This is a genomic window from Bacillus sp. FSL K6-1033 (genome assembly GCF_038630765.1).
In the GTDB taxonomy this organism is placed as follows: Bacteria; Bacillota; Bacilli; order Bacillales; family Bacillaceae; genus Bacillus; species Bacillus altitudinis.
In genome coordinates, this window is record NZ_CP152041.1 from 917701 (window position 1) to 943343 (window position 25643).

The 25643-nt window shown below is 41.6% G+C and carries 20 protein-coding genes; 17 read left to right on the forward strand and 3 right to left on the reverse strand.

Features of this window, described 5'->3' with window-relative positions:
• Positions 1-24: 24 nt before the first annotated feature.
• Positions 25-531, forward strand: a complete 507-nt coding sequence (locus MHH31_RS04625; RefSeq protein ID WP_008349054.1) for a YhcN/YlaJ family sporulation lipoprotein — start codon at positions 25-27, stop codon at positions 529-531.
• 154 nt (positions 532-685) lie between these two features.
• Positions 686-1561 carry a hypothetical protein gene (locus tag MHH31_RS04630; RefSeq protein ID WP_138278319.1) on the forward strand — a complete coding sequence of 292 codons (876 nt, stop codon included), beginning with the start codon at positions 686-688 and terminating at the stop codon, positions 1559-1561.
• Positions 1562-1590: 29 nt separating this feature from the next.
• On the opposite strand, the gene MHH31_RS04635 is transcribed toward MHH31_RS04630, so the two are convergent.
• The gene (locus MHH31_RS04635; RefSeq protein ID WP_047947129.1) at positions 1591-2235 is read right to left on the reverse strand and encodes a spore coat protein; all 645 of its coding nucleotides are present in this window, start codon (positions 2233-2235) and stop codon (positions 1591-1593) included.
• A gap of 144 nt (positions 2236-2379) precedes the next feature.
• Here MHH31_RS04635 and MHH31_RS04640 point away from each other — a divergent pair, with 144 nt between their 5' ends.
• The 3 genes from MHH31_RS04640 (at position 2380) to MHH31_RS04650 (ending at position 9330) form a co-directional block, all read left to right on the forward strand.
• A complete protein-coding gene (locus tag MHH31_RS04640; RefSeq protein ID WP_342495333.1) occupies positions 2380-5742 on the forward strand; it encodes a CheR family methyltransferase in 3363 nt (1120 codons plus the stop codon).
• An 82-nt stretch (positions 5743-5824) separates the two neighbouring features.
• Positions 5825-8731 carry a 5'-nucleotidase C-terminal domain-containing protein gene (locus MHH31_RS04645; protein WP_342495334.1) on the forward strand — a complete coding sequence of 969 codons (2907 nt, stop codon included), beginning with the start codon at positions 5825-5827 and terminating at the stop codon, positions 8729-8731.
• A 32-nt stretch (positions 8732-8763) separates the two neighbouring features.
• Positions 8764-9330 (forward strand): class D sortase, encoded by a 567-nt coding sequence (locus MHH31_RS04650; RefSeq protein WP_342495335.1) that lies wholly within the window; start codon positions 8764-8766, stop codon positions 9328-9330.
• A 34-nt stretch (positions 9331-9364) separates the two neighbouring features.
• On the opposite strand, the gene MHH31_RS04655 is transcribed toward MHH31_RS04650, so the two are convergent.
• The gene (locus MHH31_RS04655; protein ID WP_342495336.1) at positions 9365-10267 is read right to left on the reverse strand and encodes an RluA family pseudouridine synthase; all 903 of its coding nucleotides are present in this window, start codon (positions 10265-10267) and stop codon (positions 9365-9367) included.
• Positions 10268-10375: 108 nt separating this feature from the next.
• Between MHH31_RS04655 and MHH31_RS04660 the strand changes: the two genes are divergently transcribed.
• The 3 genes from MHH31_RS04660 (at position 10376) to MHH31_RS04670 (ending at position 13243) form a co-directional block, all read left to right on the forward strand.
• Positions 10376-10717, forward strand: coding sequence for a DUF5365 family protein (locus MHH31_RS04660; protein WP_342495337.1), 342 nt, complete (start codon positions 10376-10378; stop codon positions 10715-10717).
• A gap of 307 nt (positions 10718-11024) precedes the next feature.
• Positions 11025-11690, forward strand: coding sequence for an HAD family hydrolase (locus tag MHH31_RS04665; RefSeq protein WP_017366913.1), 666 nt, complete (start codon positions 11025-11027; stop codon positions 11688-11690).
• 14 nt (positions 11691-11704) lie between these two features.
• The gene (locus MHH31_RS04670; RefSeq protein ID WP_007497061.1) at positions 11705-13243 is read left to right on the forward strand and encodes a bifunctional GNAT family N-acetyltransferase/carbon-nitrogen hydrolase family protein; all 1539 of its coding nucleotides are present in this window, start codon (positions 11705-11707) and stop codon (positions 13241-13243) included.
• A 45-nt stretch (positions 13244-13288) separates the two neighbouring features.
• Here MHH31_RS04670 and MHH31_RS04675 read toward each other — a convergent pair whose 3' ends face one another.
• Complete coding sequence (locus tag MHH31_RS04675) at positions 13289-13705, reverse strand: hypothetical protein (protein ID WP_024719949.1); 417 nt, start codon at positions 13703-13705, stop codon at positions 13289-13291.
• Between the two features lie 166 nt (positions 13706-13871).
• Between MHH31_RS04675 and MHH31_RS04680 the strand changes: the two genes are divergently transcribed.
• From MHH31_RS04680 to MHH31_RS04720, 9 genes are all read left to right on the forward strand, one after another.
• Positions 13872-14288: a VOC family protein gene (locus MHH31_RS04680; RefSeq protein WP_024719950.1), complete on the forward strand. Its 417-nt coding sequence runs from the start codon at positions 13872-13874 to the stop codon at positions 14286-14288.
• Positions 14289-14371: 83 nt separating this feature from the next.
• On the forward strand, positions 14372-15289 hold the full coding sequence (locus MHH31_RS04685; RefSeq protein WP_007497064.1) for an AEC family transporter: 918 nt from the start codon (positions 14372-14374) through the stop codon (positions 15287-15289).
• A gap of 28 nt (positions 15290-15317) precedes the next feature.
• Positions 15318-16910, forward strand: coding sequence for a PucR family transcriptional regulator ligand-binding domain-containing protein (locus tag MHH31_RS04690; RefSeq protein WP_342495338.1), 1593 nt, complete (start codon positions 15318-15320; stop codon positions 16908-16910).
• 240 nt (positions 16911-17150) lie between these two features.
• Complete coding sequence (locus MHH31_RS04695) at positions 17151-18488, forward strand: aspartate aminotransferase family protein (protein WP_342495339.1); 1338 nt, start codon at positions 17151-17153, stop codon at positions 18486-18488.
• Positions 18489-18846: 358 nt separating this feature from the next.
• On the forward strand, positions 18847-19404 hold the full coding sequence (locus MHH31_RS04700; RefSeq protein WP_017360356.1) for a glycerol-3-phosphate responsive antiterminator: 558 nt from the start codon (positions 18847-18849) through the stop codon (positions 19402-19404).
• Between the two features lie 215 nt (positions 19405-19619).
• Positions 19620-20435 carry an MIP/aquaporin family protein gene (locus MHH31_RS04705; RefSeq protein WP_008349011.1) on the forward strand — a complete coding sequence of 272 codons (816 nt, stop codon included), beginning with the start codon at positions 19620-19622 and terminating at the stop codon, positions 20433-20435.
• 15 nt (positions 20436-20450) lie between these two features.
• A complete protein-coding gene (glpK, locus tag MHH31_RS04710) occupies positions 20451-21947 on the forward strand; it encodes a glycerol kinase GlpK (RefSeq protein ID WP_007497075.1) in 1497 nt (498 codons plus the stop codon).
• Between the two features lie 139 nt (positions 21948-22086).
• Positions 22087-23748 (forward strand): glycerol-3-phosphate dehydrogenase, encoded by a 1662-nt coding sequence (gene glpD / locus MHH31_RS04715; RefSeq protein WP_017360355.1) that lies wholly within the window; start codon positions 22087-22089, stop codon positions 23746-23748.
• Between the two features lie 144 nt (positions 23749-23892).
• Complete coding sequence (locus tag MHH31_RS04720; protein ID WP_024719954.1) at positions 23893-25638, forward strand: phospho-sugar mutase; 1746 nt, start codon at positions 23893-23895, stop codon at positions 25636-25638.
• The last annotated feature ends 5 nt before the right edge of the window (positions 25639-25643 follow it).

A 25643-nucleotide genomic window follows, 5' to 3' on the forward strand; every position in this document is an offset into this window, starting at 1 on the left:
TGAGCAAAAGGAGGGAATAAATTGATGAATAAGAAATGGATGCTATCTTTATTACTCGTTCCAACATTGATCACTGCTGGGTGTGGAATGAACAACCAAGGCGATGAACGAAGAGGAACAATGAAACGACAGTACGAAAATGTCACATATAAGAACGACAACATGAGACAGGATCAACCAAATGTACAAACACCTCAGAAGGTGAAAGTGGCAGATAAGGCATCAGAGCTTGTTGCCAACATGTCTGAAGTGAAAACAGCGAACGTACTTGTCACAGGGAAAAATGCATTTGTTGCTGTCGTGCTTGAAGGCAATAAAAGCGGAGATGTAACAGACGATTTGAAAAAGAAAATTTCTGACAAAGTCAAATCGACGGATCAACAAATTGATAATGTGTATGTATCTGCTAATCCAGACTTTGTCGATCGTATGGCAGGGTACGGAAAACGTATTAGAAGTGGAGAGCCAATTTCAGGATTCTTCGACGAGTTTACTGAAACGGTTCGACGTGTCTTCCCTGAATCAAAATAGCTACGACAAAAGCCGTATGTCATATGCGGCTTTTTTGTTTGGAACCGCACCTTGCGCACCTGACTGCATAAAGTAAAAAATATATCACCTCTTGTTGATCTTTGTTTTTTCATAGAGAGAAAGAGGTTGCAGGATGAATTCAGGTGGGGAGTAAATGAAAGCAAAACCGTCATTAATTCATAAAAAACTTGTAAGCGGAATGATTGCAGCAGGTTTGATTTTTTATGCGTTCACTGCGTACTTGATTTATGTAGGGTTCCAGCTGGCAGAGCAATATCTAGAGCAGCATTCTTCGCCTAAAACGGTCTTAACGGAAGGACTCAATAAGCAAGTCTATGAACATATTCGAATATACTATGCAAAGGATGAGGGCGCCTTTGTCGATTTGACCATAGAAGCGCTGGAACAGGCAAAGAAGAGAACGATGTCAGTGTTTCAGTATGAAGCTGACAAACCGTTAGATATCATTTATTTTGATGATAAAGAGACGATTGAGCAATTTGCCGGTATCAAGCATATTACAGGTTTTTATTCTGATGTTGATCATATGATTGGATTATACCCAGATAAACGGGAAGAATTGTTGAAGAAAGAGACACTGCCTTTATACTTTTTCAACACGTTATTCATTCATGAGTATGCCCATTTCGTTTTCTATGAAAAGGTGCATGCATACAATGTATCTCCAGTCGTCTTTCCCCTTTGGTTCCATGAAGGAACAGCAGAATGGACGGCCTATGATGTGCTGAACGCCACGTCTGAACGGTTTGACGTCATTCCTTTTAAATCTCTTTATTCTGATCAAGACTGGCAAGAATCTCGCACGACGTATGAGACAGATGTTTATTTACAAAGCTACTATATGATCTATGAGCTTGTGCAGCTTTATGGACGAGATGTCATACATGAGATCATGGAGGAAACGGCGAAAACTAGTCGTTTTGATAGAGGGTTTGAACAAGCGACAGGACAACGTCTCACAGATTTTGAAGAGCAATTTAAACTGAATTATCAAAGAAACAACGGCTGACCTGTAAATAGGTTGGCCGTTGTTTTTGGTTAATGAAGCGGTTTTTGCTGATTGGCTTTGCTTGGCGGCATCTGCACTTGTCCCTGCATAGGGGCAAATGTAGACGTCATCGCCTGCATATCTTGAGCTGTAAGCTGCGGAACTTGATAATAGCTATGTTTGTTTTGATATAAGAAAATTTCATACGCCATTTCAATAAAGTTCGGGATTTGCGCTGCAAGCACACGTCGCACCACAGGGTTTGTGACCTCTAATGCAGTCATTGAGAGTAATCCAGCATGAGATTTCACGAGACCAAGCATATGCCCTGTAATTCCCGCATCTTTTACATCCTGTAATGATTGATTTGGCTTCTTAGGCTGAGATGGTTTTATTCCGTATGTCACCTGTGTCTGTTCTTTCATCATATAAGTAGATGTTTCTTCACTAGGCTTTTGACCAGTAGAAAAGCAATCTACCGTGACGTTGTACTGGGACAATACAAATTGATATTGTCGATCTAACATGTCGGATAATGCGGGATCTTGGATAAATTGCCGAAAGATCATGTATTGATCCAAAATATTAATGGTCCCTGCTAATACCTCATGTAAATCAAATAACTCATGCCCGCCATGATTGAATTGGGACTGCTGGACATGTCCTTGAACGTTTGGTTGCTGATCGTTTTGCATAAAGAATCCTCCTTCTGTTTATACAGTCTGTTTTAATGTGAGGAAGTTTTCCTCCTTTCATGCAAAAAACATTATTTACAATTAGAGGGTTTTCTTCCTTTTTGTCGAAAAAATGTATCAGACGAATGAACATGGGGGTACCAGATGCAGGACAAAATCATTAATCGTTTGATAGAAGACGAACATGTGCAGGCACCAGTGATTGGCATCGGTGTTTCGCCGTTTGAACAGCATCATCTTGAGGCTTTTTTTCAATCATTTCCGCATGAATTAAATGCCTCTTTTATTGTTGTGCAAAATCATGTGACAGGCGATTGTGTAACTGATTTGGAAGCACTTGTTTTACCGATTGGCTACCGGGCAAAGCCGATTAAGCATGGTGAGAAAGTCATGAAAAATACGATTTATGTTTGTCCGCAGCATGCAGCTGTGACATTGACAGAAGACAAACGGCTACACATAACAGAGCAGCCTCCTACGAACAAGGCGTGTGCTGTAAATTCGTTGTTTCAGTCACTTGCCAATGTGCAAAAGGAAGAGGCCTATGCGATCTTTTTTCAAAAAGGCTATTGTGTAGGAAGTGGTTTGCTTCAAATCGTTGAGCAAGGCGGTACAGCCATATCGTGCAGTGAGACAAATAGTGGGTTTGATCGTATGTATCATCAAACATTTCAAGACCCTTCTGCACTTGCGTCATATATAGCCAACATCATCAACGTTCCGCATACAGATGTTGCAGACCCTGTTTTGATCAGAATCATTGAACGTCTTGAAATGCATAAAGGAATTGCATTTTCAACCTATGAGAAGCGCAGACTGCTCTCTGTCATTCAAAAAAGAATGAGGAGTGCGAACCAATCGATCTCCTTATTGTCCGAGTACGATCGTTTATTAGAGAGAGAACCAGATGAGCTTGATCGCCTGCATGTACAGCTTTTAAGCGGCACGACTTCCTTTTTTAGAGATATGGAAGCCTTTCGAGTATGTGAACATCACATCATTCCGTCGATCATTGATAATACAATGAAAAATGGGAAATCTCGATGCCGCATTTGGATTGCAGGATGTTCTACAGGTGAAGAAGCCTATTCTTTTGCGATGTTATTTTTAGAAGAAATGAAACGAAGACAAGTGTCCATTGAACTTCAAGTGTATGCAACAGACATCAATCGGAAAGCCATCCAAAGTGCAAGCAAAGGTGTTTATTCGCTTGAGTCTATGGCACGGATGCCAGAAAAATGGAGGGCGCGATATTTCGAAAAAAAAGGTGACGCTTTTATTGTGAAGCAGTCGCTTAGAAAACATATAGTCTTTGCTCCTCACAATTTATTGATCGATTCACCTTTTATCCACCTCGATTTTATCAGTTGCCGAAATGTTCTGATGTACTTCCAGCCAGAAGTACAAAAACGAGTCTTATCTCGATTCCAATATGCACTAAAGGATCAAGGGATGTTGATATTAGGACCGAATGAAAAGGTACCCAATATCCCTCGTTTATTTCATTTGTTAAATGAAAAGTGGAACATTTACACCCACTCAAACGTTCCTAAATACAATGCAGGTCATACGGAGTTAAAAGAACGAGCTGTTCAATATATGAAAGAAGTAGAGCAGGAGTATGATGCATGTTTCATCATAGATGATTGCGAGAAAATCCTCGCGATATCAAACGGTGCCTATTCTTTCTTAGCGCATGCAGAAGTCTCAGATGAATTATGTGAATATGTAACCCCTGATTATATGAAAGAGATACTAAGTCAAAGCTTTCAAAAGGTATGGACTGAAGAGACTGAGGTTATTTTTCAACATGTCCTCATTTCGGAAAATGGAAGAAAGCAGTATGCAGATTTTACAGTGAAACATTTTGATCGCCGTTTTAAAGGAGTATACGTCATTCTCATTCGGAAGAGTGAGAGAGGAAAAAATCAAAAGAACGGCAGGGACAAAGGGATGTTAGAGCAGAATTCGGTTTATCAACAGCGAATTGTCGATTTAGAAAACGAGCTCAATGAGGTCAAACAAAAGGAGCAAGAAGCAAGGGCTCAATTAAAAGAAAAAAACAAGCAAATAGAAGTGCGCGAGAAAACAAACGAGCATTTTATTAATATTATAAACAATTTAAAGGTGACAAGAGAAGAACTGTACCGGCCGTCTGTGAAGCCAGAACTTGCCACGTTGTTTGTGGACCGGGAAATGAATATTCGCTATCACACTCCTACAGCTACCTCTTTATTCACTTCAGCTCAAACCCGGCACCAGCAAACGTTTCAGTCGATGGTTAAGAAGTTATCGAAGGAAATGCTCTATCATGATATTCAATCTGTCATTTCAGATAGGCGTGTGATCGAACGTGAAATTGAAACGAACGAAGGAGAACAATTCACGGTTCATATGACGCCTTTCTATGATCAAGATCGCGAGGGAGCAGTGATGACCTGGATCAAAATGACCGAAATGACGAAATTGAAGCAGGCTCTTCATCTTGCGGTGACAGCACTTGATAACAGCCATATTCATATTGTGGTTGCAACGGGAGAAGGCGTCATTCAGTGTGTCAACCAGCGCTTTTGTCAGTTTGTACAACAGCATGAATATGACTTGATCGGAAAAGATATTTTTTCTGTCTATTATGCGTTGTGTCAATGTGATGATCTAGTGAAACAATGGGACGTGTGTTTAAGAGAGGGCAGCTGGACAGGTGAGCTGTATTTTCAGGACTTATCAGGGCGTGAGCGATGGGAAAGAGTCTCTTTACACCGAATCGATGACCCTGACAAAATGCAGTCTACTGTCATGCGGATTTCAGAGGATATTACAAGTCAAAAACAGTCTGAGAAAATGCTGATGAAGTCTGAAATGCTGTCAGCAGTTGGACAGCTTGCAGCTGGTATTGCCCATGAGATACGTAACCCACTTACGTCGTTAAAAGGCTTTTTACAGCTAATGATTCAAAGTAAAAAGTATCAGAAGGATTATGCCGATGTGATGATGTCAGAGTTTAATCGGCTTGAGTCTATTATTAACGAATTCCTTGTGCTCTCTAGAAGTAAATCTGTTAAATTTGAACCGGTGAATGTGAATCTTCTGCTCGAAGAAGTCATTATGGTCGTTGAATCTCAGGCGGTCTTAAAAGGAGTGTCGATTCAAAAGAATCTGGCGCCCTCACTGCCACATATTCAAGGCATTCCAAATGAATTGAAACAAGTGTTCCTTAACATTCTTAAAAATGGAATTGAAGCGATGGATGGAGTAACAGGTGTGATCCAAGTGACTTCATTATTGAAAAACGACCAAATGATGCTGATATTTGAAGACCAAGGAAAGGGCATACCAGAAGATGAGATTGGGAAATTAGGTGAACCTTTTTACACAACGAAAGAAAAAGGCACGGGTCTTGGATTAATGATGACCATTAAGATTATTGAAAGCCATGGCGGTACCATTCGTTTTGAGAGCAAAAGCTTTGAAGGGACACGTGTGATTATTACGTTTCCAAGTAATTGAGATCAGTTTTACACGAAATCCATCCAGTCTTAATAATTGCTTTGTACACTAGAAGAGATGAAGTTCAAAGGGGAGAAATCTAATGAAACGTATACAATCTATTCGAATGGTCTGTTGTTTGATTTTGGTGATATTTAGTCTGCAATCTTTACTGCCTAGTATGATGACAGCTGAGGCGTTTTCTTCTTCTGAGAAAAAGGAGACTTTATGGAAACAAACAAAGCCGATGAACATAAAAAAAGCCCGAAAACTGATAGGAGAAACGGTAACGGTGAGCGGAATCGTAACAGCAGATCAATCCGCTATAGGGAATGGGAAACTATCAACATATATTCAAGACAAAACAGCTGGTCTCAATATTTATTCTGCGCAGCCTAAGAATTTTCCAGAACTGAAAGCAGGCATGAAGGTCACGGTGACTGGCAAGGTGACGACTTATAAAGGGCTCGTTGAAATTGTGCCAGATCAAGATCGTCTGAAGATAGAGGCTGTGAATCAGCCATTGCCTTCGCCAAAGAAAGTTTCCATTAAACAATTGGAATCGGATCAAGCAAGCAAATATGAAGGAAGATTAGTGAAGGTAAAAGGCTATGTAGAACAAGCGCCAGATCAGCCAGCTGGCGGTGGATACAATGTGGTCATCATCGATAAAAAATATCATAGCACAGTCCTTAGAGTCATGGTTGATACGGGTGCCATTGATCAAGTGAAGACCGGAAAATGGTATGAGTTTACTGGCGTTTTAAGCAGATATGATACGCTGCAAGTACTTCCAAGACACAAAACCGATATCAAATTGCTGAAGCACCAGCCAAAGCCGCCAAAAATCAAAAAAGAATATGAGGCAACGGTAGATCGTGTTGTGGATGGAGATACCATTCATTTGAAGAAGCCTGTGCTCGGCACAACAAAGGTACGCTTCGTGAATATGGACACACCAGAAACCTACCACAAGCCCAAAAATGAATTAGATCAAAACCAGCTGCGCTTTGGACAAAAAGCGACGGATTATTTAAAAACGCTTCTTTCAAGTGGTGATCGAGTCACATTAAAGATTGGCCCGGAAGCAAAGGATGGATATGGACGTCTTTTAGCTCAAGTCAAAACCAAAAAAGGGCTGAATACGAACCTAGAGCTTGTGAAAAAAGGATATGCCCCTACTTATTTCATCTGGCCTGTTGGAGATGAAAAAGAGTATCAGATGTTTCAGCAAGCAGTGAAAGATGCCAAGGAAAAAGGGCTTGGTATTTGGAATGAAGAAGATCCTCTGTTAGAACAGCCGTTTGAATTTAGAGCACGCGAGCAGAAAAAAGGGCTCACACGTTATGTGGGGGATTCATCTGCAAAAACCTACGTATCACCTGACAGCTGGAATGAGATCGATGTAGATAAACGTGTCTTTTTTGCTTCTAAAGAAGAAGCAGAGCAGGCTGGATATCAGGCGTCAGAATCATCCAGTGAAGTCCCATTAACCATTTTAAGCATGAATGATTTGCATGGGAAAATTGATCAGCAATATGAGCTGGATGTAAAAGGTGATGGCAGGAAAGGAACATATGGACAGATGGATTATGTGGCGGCTTATATAAAACAAAAGCAAGCTGCGCAAAAAAATACACTGACAGTTCATGCAGGAGATATGATAGGCGGAAGCTCGCCGGTTTCTTCTCTTTTACAAGATGAACCAACCGTTGAACTAATGGAGAACATCGGCTTTGATGTTGGGACAGTTGGCAACCATGAGTTTGATGAAGGTGTAGACGAACTATTACGAATCTTAAAAGGTGGAGATCACCCGAAAGGCACAAAAGGATACGATGGGCAGAACTTCCCGCTTGTTTGTGCAAACTGTGAATACAAGGATACTGGCAAACCACTTTTACCGGCCTATGAAATCATGGATGTCGAGGGAATTCCTGTGGCTTTTATCGGGGTTGTGACAACATCAGCGGCAGGTATGGTCATGCCAGAAGGAATTAAAGACATTCAATTTACTGATGAAGTCCAAGCTGTCAATGAAGCAGCGAAGGAATTAAAGCAAAAAGGGATTAAAGCGATCGCAGTTCTGGCTCATATGACCGCCTCTCAAAATGGTGATACCATTACTGGAGAAAGCGCAAGGCTTGCCAAAGAAGGTGATGACGAAATCGATGTCATTTTCGCTGGCCATAATCACGAAGTGGTCAATGGAGAGGTGAATGGAAAATTAATTGTCCAAGCCTTTGAATACGGAAAGGCAATTGGAGAAGTCAATGTCACACTTGACAGGAAAACAAAAGATATTGTCAAAAAGAGTGCAAAGATCCAGTATGTAGACCAGGCTGGTATTGAAAAGGATCAGGAGGCAGCGGACATTTTAGCTCATTACGGAAAAGAAGTGGAGCCGATTATTAGTGAGGTGGTTGGAGAAGCTGGCGTCAAGATGGAAGGTGGCTATTCCAATGATGGTGATACACCGCTTGGCAACCTCATTGCGGATGGCATGAGATATTCAATGAAAAGTGACTTTGCCATGATGAATGGTGGCGGCATCAGACAAAATCTCGAAAAAGGACCCATTACTTGGGGAGACCTCTTTAATATTCAGCCATTTGGAAATGTGTTAGTGAAGCTGGACATTAAGGGGAAAGATTTAGTTGATATCATTGAAGCTCAAATATCTCCTCAATTTGGACCGGATTATAGCATTTCAGGCTTTTCTTATTCGTACAATCCGTTAACATATAAAGTAGTCGACTTAAAAATGCCTGATGGTTCTTCCGTTGATTTCGATAAAACGTATACACTCACAGTGAATAATTTCATGGCGACTGCGACTGGAAGTAAGTATGCGCCGATTGGACGACTAGGGAAAAATCCTGAAACAGGCCCAGAAGATTTAGAAGCAACGGTCGCTTTTGTAAAGAGCTTCGAGGGAGCTTCTATTGTGTATCAAAAAGAGGGCCGAATTCAACAAGCGAAACAAGAAGAAAAGGCAGCAGCAAGCTAAAGAATCATCAGCAAAGACAAAGGAGTTAACGCATGAAAAAATGGCTTGCAGTGATTGTCATGTCAGCGGGGATTGTGGTGCTTGGCTGGGGAATCTGGCAAATGGCTTCTACTCACTTACAAACAGCACATTCTTTAGAGGAAGCAAAGAAGGTCGTAGAAACTGATCAAGGGATGACAAAGGAAAAATTTTCACCTGAAATGGGGAAAGCCTCTGCCATCCTGACCATTCCGAAATTAAAAGCCGATTTGCCGATTGTTGAAGGGACAGATGCGGACGACCTTGCCAAAGGCGTCGGTCATTATAAAGGCAGTTATTACCCTGATCAAAATGGACAAATCGTTTTGTCGGGACACAGGGATACGGTCTTCCGCCGGACTGGTGAACTGGATATTGGGGATCAGCTGAAAATCACTGTACCGTATGGTGAGTTTGTTTATGAAATCACGCATACGAAAATTGTGGATCAGCATGATACATCCATTATTACCTTACAAAATAAAAAGGAAGAGCTTGTGTTAACCACATGCTATCCATTTCATTTTGTCGGCAACGCACCAGAGCGGTACATTATTTATGCGAAAAGAGCATCTGTCTAACGTCAAAAGAGCCTGTATGATCAGGCTCTTTTTTCTACATATTGTCCATTAATTTAGCCATATCAGGTGGGAGCGGTGCTTCTATCGTCAGCTTTTCACCTGTGAATGGATGGTTCATGTCTACTTGTTTGGCATGAAGGGCGCATCTGTTTATCAGGTCACGCTTCCCGCCATATAATGTATCGCCAGCTAAAGGATGCCCGAGACTGCTAAGATGGACCCGAATTTGATGCGTTCTGCCTGTTTCTAATCGCAGCTTAACGGCCGTCATCTGTAAACGTTTATTGAGATGGAAGACCTCATAATGAGTCTTGGCGCTTTGACCAGTAGGAGAAACCCTCCTTCTGACGGCATGGTGTTTATCACGTCCAATGGCTGCTTGGATCGTTCCTTTCTTTTTCTTAAACAGTCCTTGTGCGATGGCAAGATACGTTCTGTTAATCGCTTTTTTTGAAAGCATTTGATCGAGTACAGCATGTGCCAACCTGTGTTTGGCAAAAATGACGGTGCCACTTGTGTCTTGATCCAGCCTATGTATATGTCTGACCCGCTTTTCTTCTCCATTTGCTTGAAAATGGAAAGCGACTAGGTTCGCCAGCGTACCTGTTTGTCCTTTTTCATTTGGATGCGTCGGCCTTCCAGCAGGCTTTTGGACAACTAATAAATGCTCGTCTTCAAAGAGTACCTCTAATTCACCGTATTCTGGCGTCACATCACTTTCTTCCGTCTCAAATAAATCAATGAGAATCTGATCACCTGTACTCACTTTTGCAGCATGGTGGGCAGGTTTTTGATTGAGACGGACTTTTTGGTGCTCCATCCAAAAATGGATAATCGGTTTAGAGGCAGACACTTCGTCTTTTAAAAATTGACTTAAGGAAATGCCATTTTGCTGCTCACCTACTTTTAGGGAGAGCGTGTGTCCTTTTATGATCATGATATTCGTCCTCTCTTTGGGTATATATAGGAAACACTTACCTTAGCGAATGACTTTTTTTCTGTGCTATTCTGAATGGAGTAATAACGACAGAGAGGTAGATGCCACGTGAGATTAATGAAAGCTGCGACAGACCTTCAAGAGCAGGCAATTGAAGAAGTATCAAAGGAAATTGAAGATCTCTTATCCCATTCTGTCAATGGAGAAGCGCAGGAAAAACAACCCCGGCTTACATTCATTGATGGTGTGTATAACGGGACAATGGATGATGCTTTTCGTATCTTATCAGGTCTTCAGCTATTACATACCATTATTTTAAAGCCGAAGCGACATATCACAAAACGAGATCGTGAGTTATTTGAACTCAACCGTGAACAAGTTAATGTGTGCGGCTTTTCTTTCCCGTTTGATTTAGATGATTTTGCAGGCCGTCACCTTCAAAATGCGTAAAAGTTGGTGTGAACTTCCTTGTTAACTTATAAGGTCGTCGCACATACTATTTTTAAGGGAACGGAGAAACCTTCAAGATCTGTAATACCAATTCCGCTCTTTTTCAACAATGTCTATTCTCCACGAATCGGAGCGCTTGGATCTCTTGCAGAAAGAATCGAACATGACAGGAGCCTGACAAAACGAAGCAGGCTCCTTTTATACATAATCATTTTAGCAGACATTCATCTTTGAAAGTCAATTTTATTCACGATATGATAGCAGTATGGAAGATATTTCAGACTTTCGGAAAAAAGGAGTGGCCTCTTTGGTAAAGGCGATTATATTTGATTTTGATGGATTAATTTTAGATACAGAAACACATGAATATGAGGTTCTGCAGGAAATGTTTGCGGAGCATGAATCGGAGTTGCCTCTGTCTGTATGGGGAAATGTGATTGGAACGCAGGCAGGTTTTAAGCCTTTTGAATATTTGGAAGAGCAGTTAGGAAAGACATTAGATCATGAGGCACTCACAGAAGACCGGCGTTCACGTTTTCAAAAGAGAATGAAGGACGAAGCAGCAAGACCTGGTGTAGAAGCTTATTTAGAAGCGGCAAAGGAGCTTGGAATTAAGATTGGACTTGCTTCCAGCTCAGATTATAAATGGGTGTCTGATCACCTGAAACAAATTGGACTTTTCGATTACTTTGAATGTATCCGCACGTCAGACGATGTGGAAGAAGTGAAACCTCACCCAGAACTTTATTTGCAAACCGCACAATGCTTAGGCGTTGAGCCAAAAGATTGCGTGGCATTTGAGGACTCTGTGAATGGGTCAATCGCTGCCAAACGAGCGGGTATGAAATGTGTCATCGTGCCAAATAAAGTGACGAGCACACTGCAGTTTGAAGAATATGATGCGAGATTAGAATCCATGGCTGAAATCGAATTGCTCCAGCTATTCCATCAGCTTGAAAAAGAGGATCAGTAAGGGGGCAATACATCATGGCAGAAAAACTAGATTTAACGCGATTTGAAAAAAGAATGGTGATTCGAAATATTAGAGAAGAAGATATCGACCGAATCATTGCATTGCAAGAGGTATGCTTTCCAGGCATGGACCCTTGGAAAAAAGAGCACCTTGAAAGCCACCTTGAACATTTCCCAGAAGGTCAGTTCTGTGCGGAATTCGAGGGAGAAATTATTGGCTCATGTTCAAGTTTATTAATTAACTTTGATGAATACGATGATCGTCACACATGGCAGGACATCACAGATGATGGATATATCACAAACCATAATCCAGATGGGATGAATATGTACGGAATTGAAGTAATGGTCAGTCCTGAGTACCGCCGGATGAAAATCGGTCATCGTTTATACGAAGCAAGAAAAGACTTAGCGAGAAGATTAAATTTAAAAAGCATCATCATTGGCGGACGTATCCCGAATTATCATAAATATCAAGAGGAAATGACGCCTCGCCAATATGTAGAGCAAGTCATGCTGCACCAAATTTATGATCCTGTGCTATCTTTTCAGCTGTTAAATGAATTTAGCCTGATGCGGATCAATCCGAATTACTTGCCGGATGATAAAGCTTCCAGTACGTACGCAACGCTAATGGAATGGAACAATGTCGATTATCGTCCGCAATCGAAAAGATATTATAAATCGGCGTTCCCAGTACGAATTTGTGTCATTCAATATGCAATGAAGCAAATTCATTCCTTTGAAGAGTTTATGAATCAAGTGGAGTATTACGTGGATGTGGCATCAGATGCGTCAGCTGACTTTGCCGTTTTCCCGGAAATCTTTACAACGCAGCTTATGTCATATTTAGAAGAGAGATCACCAAGTCTAGCAGTGCAGCGGATCACAGAATATACCGAGGACTACATCAATTTGTTTACAGATCTCTCGGTCAAGTACAACATTAATATCATCGGTGGTTCTCATTTCGTTGAAGAGGAAGGGAAAATCTATAATATCGCCTATTTATTTAGACGTGATGGAACAATTGAAAAGCAATATAAGTTGCATATCACGCCGAATGAAAGAAAATGGTGGGGGATTTCAGCTGGTGACCAAGTCCGGGTATTTGATACGGATTGCGGGAAAATTGCGATCCAAATTTGCTACGATATTGAATTCCCTGAGCTTGCTCGAATTGCAGCTGACAAAGGAGCGAAAATTATTTTCACTCCATTCTGTACAGAAGACCGTCAAGGCTATTTACGAGTACGTTACTGTGCGCAGGCGAGAGCGGTTGAAAATCAGATATATACGGTCATTTCTGGAACGGTCGGAAACCTTCCGCAAACAGAAAACATGGATGTCCAATATGCACAATCAGCAATCTTTGCACCATCTGATTTTGAATTCGCAAGAGATGGCATTGTAGGGGAATGCAATCCGAATATTGAAATGGTGGTTGTCGGTGATGTCGACTTAGAAATATTAAGAAGGCAGCGTCAAGATGGGACGGTTCGTCAGCTGAAAGACCGAAGAAGAGACGTGTATCATATTGAATATAAGAAATAACCAAAACAAGCGCCCCGCAGTTATGCGAGGCGCTTTTCTTTATGTTTACATTTTCTTTAATGCGAGTGTAGCAAAGTGGGCAATGCTTTTGGCAGCTAAAAATGGAACGTCTGATTTGACAAGAGATTGATAAATCGTTTTTTCTACTTGTTTCCATGTAAGAGCAGGCTCTTCTAAAAGATTTTTTAAATCAGGTCCTACATGCTGGTTGAAAAACTGTTCAAATTGTTCGCGTTTTTCTTGTCCGGCAATCACTTCTAATTTTTGTAGCCACTTTTCTTGTTTTTGGAAAGATTGTTCGATGTTTTGTTTAATGGTGTCTGTTGTTGAAGGAAGCTGAAAATCACTTTCTGCTGTCACCTGCTTCGTTTGAATAGATGCAGCATCAGCCGTTTGTGTAATAGGTGAAGCGAATAAAAGGACAGAGGTGGAGAGCATCAAAGATTTTGCGATTGTTTTCATTAAGAAAACCTCCTAGTTCATTTAGTATTGTGCACGAGATTTATTATACATTTTTGTTAAAATAAGGTAATGGGGCTTACCGCTTATTTTTTCATGCGACAAAGGGATGCCAAATGAAAAGACGAATATACTGAATGGAAATGATGTTTTACAAAGGGAGAGGGATATGGGGCGAGAATCTAAACATCTGTATATCAATTTGCCGGTTAAGCATGTAAATGAGTCAAAGGATTTCTTTGAACAGCTGGGTTTTGACTTTCAACAAGAACTGACGAATGAACATGCTGCTTGTTTTGTGATGAATGAGACGATCACAGTCATGCTGTTATCACTTAAGCATTTCCAATCCATTTCAGAGAAGGAATTGGTAGATGCCAGAAATGGCGCAGAGGTCATTATCTCTTTACAGGTCGAGACGAGGGAAGAGGTTGATGAACTTGTAGAGCGTGCGATCGCAGCTGGTGGTTCACCGTTTAAGGAAAAACAAGACCATGATTTCATGTATGGCTGGAGCTTTCAGGATCGTGATGGTCATTTATGGGAAGTGTTTTATATGGATGAGGAGAGAAGCGACCTTTCATAAGGGTGCTTCTTTTTTATTGATGATCAGTGGTATGATAAGAGGGTAAAAAATAAGGAATTCATCTAGAGAAAAGTAGGTGCTGCATGGAGTTTTTACTTGTCTTAATGCCAGTGTTCGGCATATTCCTTATAGGGTATATTGGGCAGAAGACAATTGGCTTTGATATACATACGCTCTCATCAATGTCTTTATATTTAATGTCACCTTTTCTTGCGTTTGAAACCTTTTATCAAAATAAAGTATCGATGGACTATGTGTACTTATCTATATTTGTCGTAGGGCTTTGTCTTTCACTTGTTTTATGTGTCTTCATTTTATCTCGAATTTACGGGTATTCGAATGAAACGTATTGTGCCATGATTTTGTCATCAGCATTTATGAATAATGGAAATTACGGCACGCCTGTTGTCCTTCTTGTTTTTGGAGCAGCTGGTTTAGATATTGCGATTGTGCTAATGGTCCTTCAGCAGCTCGTCATGAGTACGATCGGCATGTATTATGCAGCAAAAGGTGGAGAGGACGCGGGAGACTTGAAGGTCGTTCTAAAAAAAGTGCTGCGTATGCCGGTTGCTTACGGGGCTCTTCTTGGTTTATTATTTCAGCTCATTGACCTTTCATTACCTAAAGAGCTTATGACAGGTGTTCAGCTGGTCGGGGATGCAGCGATACCAACGATTATGCTGATTTTAGGTATGCAGCTCGCAGTGATTTCTTTTAAACAAGTGGATTATCGCAATATTTCCTATGCGGTGCTGCTCAAGCTGTTTATTTCACCTCTCATCGCCTTTGGTTTTACACTTATTTTACCTGTAGATGATTTGGTGAAACAAATTATGATTTTAGTTGCAGCGATGCCGACAGCGGCGAATACAACGCTGATGGCTGTGCAATTTCGAACGAAGCCTGAGTTTGTCTCAAGCACGACGTTTCTCAGTACGATTTTAAGTATTGTGACTTTACCTGTTTTATTATGGATTTTATCCATGCACCCTCTGGGATAGGGGACGGCAAACAAAGGGGGACTTATGAATGAATGTAGATGTTCATTTTCAAGTAAGTGATGTGTTAAAAACGAAGCATTTTACGCATGCGAAAGTGTTAGCTGGGGAAAAGGGATTGTTTCGGCAGGTAAAATGGGTACATGTACTTGAAGTGCCTGCTGTAGAGGATTTGTTAAACGGAGGCGAGCTGATCTTAACGACGGCCGCAGGCTTCCATGATCAATTGGAAGTCTTTCAGGCGTTTTTAAGGCAGTTGATTGACTCAGGTGCGGCTGGACTATGTATTGAATTTGTACCGCTCCGGTTTGATGTACCGGAAGAACTGATTATTTATGCAGAAGAACGTGATTTTCCGCTTATTCTGTTTACAAAAGAAGTGAAGTTCGTCAATATTACACAGCATCTCCATACGATGATGATTGAGCGTCAGTATCAGATGATGGCGGATTTAGAAACACTGTCGTCCAAGTTGAATGAGCTTTTATTGACTCCTCATCCGCAGATGGATATTTTGGATCAAGTGTATCAGCACGTGAGAGGGATTCTTTTGTTGATCCCTGTTCAAGGTGAACCGATTATTTTATGTGATTCATCCAAACAAACAGAAGAGCTTGTGATGAATTATTTGCAATATGCTTCATTACCAAAAGGATATGAAGTGACGCAAAAACAAGTCCTTGCACTCAAACAAACCTTTGCAGACCTCGTCCTCATTCATCAATCGAACACGCTCTCGGAATTTGAACTGCTTGTGATGGATAAAGGAGCGAATGCCCTTGCCCAGCAAACTTTAAGAGAGCTGTATACAGAAGAGCTGAAGAAGACAAAAGAGAATGAATGGCTGCAAAAATGGTTTCATGAAGAGCATACAGAAAGAGAAATCATAGAACACCTTGAGGAAACAGAAGGACTGAAAAAACCGACCGGCTGTGTGGTGATGCTCTTTCAAAAAAACCACCAAATAGAAGAAATCGCAGGGAATCTTTATTTTCTTGTCTCTTGCCGTTCTATTTTTCAGCGTGCTGGTTTCCATTTGATTGTGTACGAGCATCAAGGACAAACCTTATTTATTTTATTGAATACAAGAAAAGTTGAGGACTGGAAAGAGCGTGCAGAAAAAGCGGCAAACGACATCACGCAATTATATGACCGTGAGAAGCCCGGCGAGGCAGTCATCAATTATGGAATCGGTTCATATTGTGAGCAATTTCAGCACATGAGAAAAAGTTTTCAAGCAGCGAAAGAAGTGCTGCATTTAAAGAAAGTGATGCCGCAACGGATAAAAAGCCCATTTTATCAAGATTTACATATGCTTCGATTGATGCCTGTCATGAAAGAAAGCGGGTTATTAGAATGCATGGTGAAAGAGTATTTAGAGCCGGTGATTTTATATGATAAACAAAATAGCGGCAGGCTCTATCAGACGCTGAATATCTTTTTACAGACAAACGGTTCTAAAAAAGAAACCGCAAGCCAGCTCTATATTGTGAGGCAGACGCTTTATCACAGATTGGATAAGCTTCATGCTTTACTTGGTGAGGATATGATGCAAGCGCCAAAACGTCAAGCGCTTGAATTTGCGATCCTTGCTTATGAATTTTTACAGGGGAATCGCCATTAACGGTATATGTTAGATTTGCCAAGGGATCAAGTAGAGTGTCTCATGGTTCTTTTCAATCAGTTGACGATCTGTCTAATGTAATGTGTCTGGCCCCTTTTTTATAATGAGAGTAACGACCGGGCGGTCTTGTTTCAGTTTCATATGCCTCACTTTTTATCCATATAATGAATGGAGAGGTCATATGCAGGACCGTTTTAAGCTTCTTTGATGATGAAAACGGATACATGGGGGCGTGGGAAGATGAAAACACATAACGCACAAGATCTTCAGGCGAAAGATGATCAGTTCATTTGGCATCATATGAAAGGGACAAATAAAGAAAATGAAAGTATGGTGATTCAAGAGGCAGAAGGCGCATGGGTGACAGATATTCATGGAAATCGCTATTTAGACGGGATGTCAGGACTATGGTGTGTAAATGCCGGATATGGACGTAAAGAGCTTGCAGAAGCGGCGTATAAGCAATTAAATACGATGCCTTACTACCCACTGACACAAAGCCATGTGCCGGCGATTCAGCTGGCTGAGAAGCTCAATGAATGGCTAGGCGGGGACTATGTGATCTTCTTTTCTAACAGTGGTTCTGAAGCGAATGAAGCGGCATTTAAGATTGCCAAACAATATCATGCGCAAAAGGGAGAGAGTACACGCACAAAATTTATTTCCCGATATCGATCGTATCATGGCAACACAGCAGCAGCTCTAGCCGCAACGGGTCAAGCGCAGCGTAAGTACAAATATGAACCGTTAGGGCAGGGGTTTATCCATGTCGCACCGCCTGATATGTACCGGCATCCTGAAGATCAAGAGAGCTTGGCAAGTGCTGATGCAATCGATCAAGCGATGACGTGGGAATTAAGTGAGACCATTGCTGGCGTCATCATGGAGCCGATGATTACAGGAGGCGGTATCTTAATGCCGCCAAAAGGATATTTGAAGAAGGTGAAAGAAATCTGTGAAGATCATGGAGCGCTCCTTATTGTGGATGAAGTGATATGCGGCTTTGGCCGGACAGGAAAGCGGTTTGGATTTATGCATGAGGAAGTGAAACCAGATATCATCACCATGGCAAAAGGGATCACAAGTGGATATTTACCGCTATCTGCAACGTGCGTGAAACGAGACATTTATGAAGCGTATGCAGGAGAAGATACGTATGACAGGCTACGGCATGTGAATACATTTGGCGGTCACCCTGCTTCCTGTGCGGTGGCACTTGCTAACCTAGACATCATGGAAAACGAGCAATTAGTGGAGCGGTCAGGCACGCTTGGCCAAGACATGCTCGAACGTTTGCAAGAGTTAAAAGAGCATCCATTTGTCGGTGATGTGAGAGGAAAAGGCCTGCTGTTTGGGATTGAGCTTGTGCAGGATCAGGCGTCAAAAAAGCCAGCTGATCCAAGTGTAGTCGGTCAATTGATTACAGAATGTAAAAAGCGAGGATTGATCATCGGGAAAAATGGCGATACAGTGGCTGGTTATAATAACGTGGCACAGCTCGCACCACCGCTAAATATCACTGATGAAGACGCCTCATTCATTATTCATACTTTAAAAGAAAGCATGGCACAATTATAGCAGAGATTTCTCTGCTTCAGATTGTTGACAAAGGGCTAAAATATTATTTATTTTAGCCCTTTGTCTTCTTTTCAGCGTGATAGAAAACCTTTGCAGTCTAGGAAGAACGAGTACTGGCGCGGAGCGAATTTGACATTCGTGAGCACCAGCACGCAGGACTGACAAAGAATGCGAGGGTTTGCCTACACGCTGTAGCAGAGAGGTTTCTCTGCTTTTTTCTATGCCCTGAAAGGATCAGGTTTTGATCGATCTGCTAGGCTGAATGGTCAATGGGCACACTAGGTGTATTGAAAAAAACATGCGATTCTATTACTGTAAGGAGAAGATAGAACCAATACACACGAGAAGGAGACGGCATATGAGTTTTCATGATCAACCCATTCTACCTGCTGTTCGCAATATGAAGCAATTTGAGGAATTTTTAAAAAGTCCATTTACATATGGGGTCTTACTAGATGTTCACTTAGGGCGGCTTAAGGGCATCATGAATGAGGCGAATGCGCATCATAAAAAAATGTTTGTCCATGTCGATCTCATTCACGGAATCAAACATGATGAGTACGGAACGGAATTTATTTGTCAGGAAATGAAACCAGCTGGCATTATTTCTACTAGGTCTTCTGTCATAGTAAAAGCCAAGCAGAAAAAGGTATATGCCATCCAGCGAATGTTTTTACTTGATACAAGTGCGATGGAAAAAAGCATGGAGTTTGTCGGGAAACATCGTCCAGATTTTATTGAAGTATTGCCGGGTGTCGTGCCAGATTTAATTACAGAAGTGCGCGAAAGAGCTGGAATACCAATATTTGCAGGAGGGTTTATCCGAACAAAAGAAGATGTAGAAAGGGCGCTTGCAGCAGGGGCGACAGCTGTCACCACATCGAATACAGAGCTTTGGAAAGCGTTCCAAAAGTGAAAAAGATAAAATGTGAAAATTGATTGACAACGTTTTCATCCTCTGTTACTATAGCACTAAGTTAATATAATGTGATGGAGAAACGGAGATCCACAACGACGCTTTACTAGGTGACAAATGACCCTGATGTAAAGTATGTTTGTTGTGGATCTTTTTTCTTTATCTTTTCTACACATTTATAGGGGATGGCAACTGAACCAGAGGAGGAATTTTTCATGACACCATTTTGGGGTGAAGTCGTTGGTACAATGCTTCTTATTATTTTCGGAGGCGGTGTGTGTGCGGCAGTCAGTTTAAAGAAATCGCTCGCTTACCAGTCCGGCTGGATTGTAATCGCTTTCGGATGGGGATTTGCAGTAGCGATTGCAGCTTATGCCACTGGAGGAATCAGCGGTGCACATTTAAACCCGGCGCTGACAATAGGTCTTGCATTAGAAGGAAGTTTTCCTTGGGCTGATGTTCCAATGTATATTGTCGGTCAAATGCTTGGCGCATTACTCGGAGCTATTATTGTCTTCTTACATTACTTACCACACTGGAAAGCGACAGACGATCCAGGTGCAAAACTAGGCGTATTCTCAACTGGTCCTGCGATTCCGCATACTTTTGCAAACGTGCTCAGTGAAGTCATTGGTACATTTGTATTGGTGGTAGGAATTTTAGCGATTGGTGCAAATAAATTTGCAGACGGAGTCAATCCGCTGATTGTTGGTTTCTTAATTGTCGCAATTGGTCTTTCATTAGGTGGTACAACTGGTTACGCAATTAACCCTGCACGTGATTTAGGTCCAAGAATCGCACATGCCATTCTGCCGATTCCAGGTAAAGGTCCATCAAATTGGAAATATGCTTGGGTTCCTGTTGTTGGTCCAATTTTGGGCGGTGCATTTGGCGGTGTTTTCTATAATGCAGCCTTTAAAGCGAACGTCACACCAGCCTTTTGGATTGTAAGCGTTATTTTAGTTGTGGTATTGTTAGGACTCTATGTTTCTACGAAAAACCAGACAAATGCTGTCAATGAAAGTATGTAAGGGGAGGAAAACATCATGGCAAAAGAAAAATATATTCTCGCATTAGATCAAGGGACAACAAGCTCAAGAGCGATCTTATTTGATCAAGAAGGTAAAATTGCCCATACAGCTCAGAAGGAATTCAATCAATATTTTCCGAACCCAGGCTGGGTAGAACACAATGCAAATGAAATTTGGAGCTCTGTTCTATCAGTTATTTCAACTGCTTTAATCGAATCAGGAATTGAAGCAGATCAAATCGCCGGTATCGGAATTACGAACCAGCGTGAGACAGCTGTCGTTTGGGATAAACATACAGGCGCACCCGTTTACAATGCAATTGTTTGGCAGTCACGACAAACATCTGGTATATGTGATGAGCTAAAAGCGCAAGGGCACGATGAAACGTTTAGAAATAAAACGGGTCTACTCATTGATGCTTATTTCTCAGGTACTAAAGTGAAATGGATTTTAGACAATGTCGAAGGTGCTCGTGAGAAAGCAGAAAATGGTGACTTGCTGTTTGGCACAATCGATACATGGCTCATTTGGAAAATGACTGGCGGTCAATCACACGTGACAGATTATTCAAATGCATCAAGAACGTTAATGTTCAATATTTACGATCTGAAATGGGATGAAGAACTACTTGATATTTTAGGTGTTCCAGCTTCCATGCTGCCAGACGTCAAACCATCATCACACATTTATGGTGAAACAACAGACTATCACTTCTTCGGTAAAAATATTCCGATTGCAGGAGCGGCAGGAGATCAGCAGTCTGCGCTATTCGGTCAGGCTTGCTTTGAAGAAGGAATGGCGAAGAACACATATGGTACAGGATGTTTCATGTTGATGAATACAGGGGAAAAAGCAATTAAGTCAGATCATGGATTGTTAACGACTATTGCATGGGGCATTGACGGCAAAGTTGAATATGCTTTAGAAGGAAGTATTTTCGTTGCTGGCTCAGCGATCCAGTGGCTGCGTGATGGACTTAGAATGTTTAAAGACTCAAAAGACAGTGAAGCTTATGCTGAGCGCGTTGAGTCAACAGACGGCGTATATGTCGTACCAGCATTTGTTGGTTTAGGCACACCATATTGGGATAGTGATGTCCGAGGCGCTGTATTCGGTTTAACACGCGGTACTTCTAAAGAGCACTTTGTTCGTGCAACGTTAGAATCACTTGCTTATCAAACGAAAGATGTTTTAGATGCGATGGAAAAAGATTCAAACATCTCACTTAAAACATTGCGCGTCGATGGCGGGGCTGTAAAGAATGATTTCTTAATGGGCTTCCAAAGTGATTTGCTCGATGTACCAGTAGAACGTCCAGAAATTAATGAAACGACGGCACTCGGCGCGGCCTATCTTGCGGGAATAGCAGTTGGCTTCTGGAACGACCGTTCAGACATTGCAAAACAATGGAACCTTGACAAGCGCTTTGAACCTAAAATGGAAGAAGACAGCCGTGACTCGTTATACAGCGGGTGGAAAAAGGCTGTAAAAGCAGCTCAAGCTTTCAAATAAACAAAAAGTATGGTATACTTCAAGTAAGTTAATAGAACGGTTGGAGAACTGGAGAGACCGCAAGCACCGAAGTGTAGAAATACGCTTTGGGTGTTTGCGGTCTCTTTTTCTTTACCGTACAACATGGGAGGAACAAGAGATGACTTTTTCTAGCTTAGAAAGAGAACAAATGCTTCAGGACATGACAAAAAAACCATATGATGTGTTTATCATTGGTGGGGGTATTACTGGCGCTGGTACAGCACTTGATGCGGCTTCACGCGGAATGCGTGTCGGTCTTGCGGAAATGCAGGACTTCGCAGCAGGTACGTCTAGCCGCTCAACGAAACTTGTACACGGCGGACTTCGTTATTTAAAACAATTTGAAGTGAAAATGGTCGCAGAGGTCGGTAAAGAGCGTGCCATCGTATACGAAAACGGTCCTCATGTGACAACGCCAGAATGGATGCTTCTTCCGATGCATAAAGGCGGGACATTCGGTAAGTTTTCAACTTCAATCGGACTTAGAGTATATGACTTTTTAGCTGGCGTTAAGCATAGTGAACGCAGAAGTATGCTAAGTGCAAAAGAGACACTTGCAAAAGAACCGCTAGTGAAAAAGGATGGCTTAAAAGGCGGGGGCTACTATGTTGAATACCGTACAGATGATGCACGCCTGACAATTGAAGTCATGAAAGAGGCTGTGAAATTCGGGGCAGAAGCGGTCAACTATGCGAAAGTAAAAGAATTTATTTATGATAAAGGCAAAGTTGTCGGTGTTGTCATTGAAGATGTCACAACACAGAAAACATACGATGTATATGCGAAAAAAATCGTCAATGCGACAGGTCCATGGGTCGATCAGCTAAGAGACAAGGACCACTCAAAAGAGGGGAAACATTTACAGCATACTAAAGGAATTCACTTAGTATTTGACCAATCTGTTTTCCCATTAAAACAAGCAATCTACTTTGACACACCTGATAAACGAATGGTCTTTGCGATTCCAAGAGAAGGAAAAACGTACGTGGGAACAACAGATACCGTTTACAAAAAACAGCTGGAACATCCGCGTATGACAAAAGCAGATCGTGATTACGTGATCAAAGCCATTCAATATATGTTCCCAGATCTTAACATTACAGAGAAAGACGTTGAATCTAACTGGGCTGGTCTTCGTCCACTCATTCATGAAGAAGGCAAAGATCCTTCAGAAATTTCTCGTAAGGATGAGGTATGGACATCATCTTCAGGCTTAATCACGATTGCTGGCGGTAAATTAACAGGTTACCGTAAAATGGCCGAACACATTGTGAATCTTGTACGTGATGGACTTAAAGAGGAAACTGGAAAAGATTTCGGACCATGTAAAACGAAACATATGCCAATTTCAGGCGGGCATGTAGGCGGTTCAAAAAATATGGCATCCTTTGTTCAAGCGAAAACGGCAGAAGGAGCATCCGTTGGTTTGACAGAACCGATTGCACAAAAATTAGCTGAGAAATATGGCTCAAACGTCAGCAATGTCTTCAAGCGTGTAGAGCAGCTTCAAGGGGAAGCAGACAAACGAAACATTCCCGCATATGTGTTGGCTGAACTTGTCTATGCGATCGAAGAAGAATTGGCTGTTACACCTGTCGATTTCTTCTTGAGAAGAACAGGCAGCCTATTATTTAATATCAATTGGGCAAAAACGTATGCACAGCCTGTTGTTGACTATATGGCAGATCGTTTTGGCTGGGATGAAGCGACAAAACAGAAACATCAAACTGAATTAGACCGACTATTCCATGAAGCAGTCGTACCGCTTGATGCTGAATAAGTAAAAAGCCGATCGTGTATCGGCTTTTTTTATTTTGTTCATCGTTTTTTCATATGTTCATGATATAACATGACATGAAGGATAATTCCATATAAAATAACAGTAGATGTTATTTTATTGATGATAAGAGCTGGGAGGACGACCATGAGTTGGAATACGAATTATGAGCGTTGGATCAATGAGAAGCACCTGGATACTGAACTAAGGGAATGGCTGGAGGCACATCAAGATGATCATCAAGCGCTTGAAGACTGCTTCTACAAAAACCTTGAGTTTGGTACTGGAGGAATGCGCGGAGAAATTGGTGCTGGAACGAACCGAATGAATGTTTACACTGTTCGAAAAGCATCTGCTGGTCTTGCTGCGTATATTGCAGCACATGGAGAGGATGCAAAAAAAAGAGGCGTCGCCATTGCCTATGATTCACGCCATAAATCTCCTGAATTTGCGATGGAAGCGGCCAAAACACTTGCTTCACATGGCATTCAAACATACGTATTTGACGAACTGCGTCCGACACCAGAACTCTCTTTTGCAGTTCGAGAACTGAATGCCTTTGCAGGGATTGTTGTGACAGCAAGTCACAATCCGCCAGAATATAATGGCTATAAAGTTTATGGAGAAGATGGAGGCCAAATGCCCCCATTTGAAGCAGATCAAGTCATTAAAGAAGTAGATGCCATCGAAAATGAATTAGCCATTTCAGTGGAATCAGAAGAAGTATTGAAGCAAAATGGTTTGATCCGCATGATTGGTGAAGAAATCGATCAAGCGTATATGGAAAAATTAAAAACCATTCGTGTGCACCCTGAGCTTGCAAAAGAAGTCGATGTCAAAGTGGTGTTTACCCCGCTTCACGGGACGGCGAATAAACCTGTCCGAAACGGACTTCAGGCCTTTGGTTATAAGCATGTGACGGTTGTACCTGAACAGGAAAAACCAGATCCGCAATTCTCGACGGTTACGTCTCCAAATCCAGAGGAGCATGCCGCTTTTGAATACGCCATCAAGCTTGGCGAAAAGCAAAATGCTGATATTTTGATTGCGACAGATCCAGATGCAGATCGATTAGGTATAGCTGTGAAAAATCATGATGGTGAATTTACCGTTTTGACCGGCAACCAAACAGGCGCCTTACTACTTCATTATTTATTATCTGAAAAACAAAAACTAGGTCAGCTGCCGCCTCGCCCCGTTGTGATGAAAACGATTGTGACAAGTGAGCTTGGGCGTGCTGTTGCCTCAGCATTTGGAGCTGACACGATTGATACGCTCACTGGCTTTAAATTTATCGGAGAAAAAATTAAGCAGTTTGAAGAAAGCGGAGAATACACGTTTCAATTCGGCTATGAAGAAAGCTACGGCTATTTGATCGGTGATTTTGCACGAGATAAAGATGCAGTTCAAGCTGCGCTATTAGCAGTTGAAGTCGCAGCCTTTTATAAGAAACAAGGGAAGTCATTATATGATGCGCTTGTTGATATTTTTAAGGAATTTGGATTTTACAGAGAAGGGTTAAAGTCATTAACCTTAAAGGGGAAAGTAGGAGCAGAGCAGATTTCTGCTATTCTTCATACCTTTAGATCAAACCCGCCAGCTTCTATCGCCGGTCAGCGCATTACGGTCATTGAGGATTATCAATCAAGTCAAAGACACCTTGTGGCTGAAAAGAAAGAAGAAACGATTCATCTGCCGGCATCAAACGTCCTGAAATATTTCCTTGAAGATGGCTCATGGTTTTGTTTACGACCTTCTGGTACGGAGCCTAAAGTCAAATTTTATATTGCAGTCAAAGGCACATCGTTAACAGACAGCGAAGAAAAGCTGAAACACTTATCAGAAGAAGTCATGAAAGTCGTCTATGATATTGTGGAAGAAACAGCTAAATAAAATAT